This window comes from Rhodopseudomonas sp. BR0C11 (genome assembly GCF_010820945.1).
Lineage (GTDB): Bacteria > Pseudomonadota > Alphaproteobacteria > Rhizobiales > Xanthobacteraceae > Rhodopseudomonas > Rhodopseudomonas palustris_H.
Genome location: NZ_QTKI01000781.1, coordinates 1 through 752, shown reverse-complemented (window position 1 = coordinate 752; position 752 = coordinate 1). Strand labels below are relative to the sequence as shown.

General features: G+C 63.4%; 2 protein-coding genes. One reads left to right on the top strand and one right to left on the bottom strand.

The features are described 5' to 3' along the window. Positions 1-424 (bottom strand): enoyl-CoA hydratase/isomerase family protein (locus tag DYI24_RS27345; protein ID WP_164574540.1); only part of this gene is annotated, 424 nt, incomplete at its 3' end. 119 nt (positions 425-543) lie between these two features. On the opposite strand from DYI24_RS27345, the gene DYI24_RS27340 reads away from it, so the two are divergent. Beyond that, positions 544-752 (top strand): AMP-binding protein (locus DYI24_RS27340; RefSeq protein ID WP_164574539.1); only part of this gene is annotated, 209 nt, incomplete at its 3' end.

Sequence of the window (752 nt, the reverse complement as noted above, 5' to 3'; positions counted from 1 at the left end):
GCCCGGGAAACGCCGCGCGGAAGTAAGCCTGCTCCGACATCAGCACGATGTCGCACAGCAGAGCCAGCGAGAAGCCGGCGCCGGCGGCCGATCCGTTCACTGCGGCGATCACCGGCTTCTCGGCGGTGAGCAACAGCTTGGCCCAGCCGTGCGTCACCTGCATCCGCCGCCGCACCTGCGGCGCGGCGCGCTCGCCCATATTGTTGATATCACCGCCGGCGCAGAACGCCCCCTCGCTGCCGGTGATCACCAGACAGCGTACGGTGGGATCGGAGAGCAATTCCGGGATGCGGAGTTCGAGATGCTGCTTGACCGCCGGTTGCAGTGCATTGCGCGTCGATGGGCTGTTGAGGCGAACCACCATGACGTCGGCATGGCGTTCGAACACGACGGCATCGCCGTCGGCTGCGCTGTTTGCAGGCATGTGTTTCCACCCTTGTTTTGTTTCCGGTGACGATAACGCAGTCGGCCAGATTTGCGAAAATGATTTTCGCAATGCTAAAACGCGTTCAAGCAACAACACGAACAGGGTGGGAGCGCGACATGCAATTGACGGCGGGCTTGCGCAAGGCGACCGCGTTCCGCGCCGACGACATCGCGCTCGTGACCCCCGAGCGTAACTTCAGCCATGACGAGGTACTGGACCGGGTGGCGCGGCTCGCAAGCGTGTTCCGCCGCTTCGGCATTGAAGCCGGGGAACGGGTTGCGATCCTGGCGGCCAACGGCAACGCGTACATTGAGTGCTATTTCGC